Source organism: Myxococcus vastator (assembly GCF_010894475.1).
Taxonomy (GTDB): domain Bacteria; phylum Myxococcota; class Myxococcia; order Myxococcales; family Myxococcaceae; genus Myxococcus; species Myxococcus vastator.
Genome location: NZ_JAAIYB010000810.1, coordinates 1 through 1,660, shown reverse-complemented (window position 1 = coordinate 1,660; position 1,660 = coordinate 1). Strand labels below are relative to the sequence as shown.

The following is a 1,660-nucleotide window of genomic DNA, read 5'->3' as shown; positions in this document are numbered from 1 at the left end:
CCTTGAGAGTGACAAGCCGCACCGTCCCGGCTGGCATGGTGAAGTTCCGGGGGAGCGTGTTCGACTCCATACCGAGCAGCACCCCCACCCTGCCCTCCTTTGTCAGCAGCGGCTCGGGCATGCCCTGGCCGGAGACCTCCATGGAGAGGAAGCCCGCCTTCACCTTCTCGCGCACGCTTTCGTGCTCCGCGAGTTCGTCCCCCACCCGCTCCAGCAACAGCAGAGGCCAGCTCTTCTCGACGTCTCCAAGGGGCTCGTTCGTCTCCAGAGCCAGCTCCAGGCCGAAGCCCACGGACGGCGCCACCTGGTCCACGAAGAAATCCGACAGCCCGTCCGTCACCAGGAGGGTCCGCCCCTCCGGGCGGTGGATGACGCGCCAGACCTGGCGCCGGGCGGGCCAATTACCACCCACAACGATGGGGATGATGACCTCCTCGTCCAACTTCCCCAGGCTGCGCCAGAAGGACTCGCGGGCCGCATCCGTTTCATCCCGAAGCGCCAGGAGCTTCCGGTTACGTTCGCGCTCCTCCGGACTGATGGCGCTCGGTCCGGTGACCTCCTCGAACTTCACCCCTGTGACGCGTGCACGCTCCAGCGCCTCCTTGATGTCCTCGGACACGATGAGCGCGATGGTCCACCCCCAGGTCCGGAACACCTTCGCGCCACCCACCTTCGTCGGGTCAATTCGCATGCCCGACACACCGCGGTATTTCCCGACCTTCTCCGGGCGCCCATCCTCCGGCTTCCAATAGCGCACCTCTTCCGAGGCGTTGTCGTCGATGCAGCTGATGAGCTGAGTCGCGACGAGGATGCAGTACGGCTCGACCTGTCCGTCGACGGCAACCGGAAGGAGCTGCACGTCGTCAGGCGCCAGCTCCGCGAAGATGCTCGCAACTCTCTTGTGAACGATGGGCGTGTTCCCAATACCCGCCAGGGAATAATCGAGAGGACTCCCTGGGTGGTAGATGGGAATCTTGAGTCGCGCTTCAACCTGGACGGGGCATCCAGCCTTGAACTGCCATGGGTCATCAACCTCCTGGCCCTGCGAATCCGTAGGGTCTCCCAGCAACCAGCGCCCCTGGAGACTCATGTCATCGGAGAGTTTGAAGTATCGCATCGTCATGAGTCTTCCTGTGTGTCATTTCCGAGTGACCAGCGCATTGAGCCGGGAGCCATGTTGGGTGATCTCCTTGGCCAGGATCTGAAGTTCTCCAACGAGCGCCTCTCTGCACTGTTGGATGCTCCGGCAGCCCTCCATTGCATCCTCCAGTCGCTCGTAGATCTCTTCATGATACTTCTGCGGGTGAGGCCCTTTGTGGCCCCGCACGCGGACCTTGTTGGCCGCAGCATTGAGTGACATGCCGGCCCGGTCGAATAGTCGCTGGAATTGGGGTGACCACGGGCCACCCAGGTTGGTGGAGTCCCACCACTTGTTCGTCGCGATGTGGTGCTCGTGGGCAGCGGTCGCCACCGGCTCGGACGCCACGGCGTGCGGGCCTCGTGCCGTCTCCGCGACAGCCTCCGGGTCCAGTCCGATGGTGATGACGCCTCCCGGTGCCACCGCCACCGAGGTGACCTGTCCCGCCGCCGCCAGCCGGAAGCCGCCCTGCCCAGCGCCCACCAGCGAGGCTTGCGCGGAGCCGGGGAGCGTGGGCACCCT

The 1,660-nt window shown here is 64.8% G+C and carries 2 protein-coding genes; both read right to left on the bottom strand.

Features of this window, described 5'->3' with window-relative positions; all coding sequences use genetic code 11:
* The coding region (locus G4D87_RS37510; RefSeq protein WP_240358930.1) for an imm11 family protein at positions 1 to 1,123 on the bottom strand (1,123 nt) is incomplete at its 3' end.
* 15 nt (positions 1,124 to 1,138) lie between these two features.
* Positions 1,139 to 1,660 (bottom strand): AHH domain-containing protein (locus tag G4D87_RS37505; protein ID WP_205507884.1); only part of this gene is annotated, 522 nt, incomplete at its 5' end.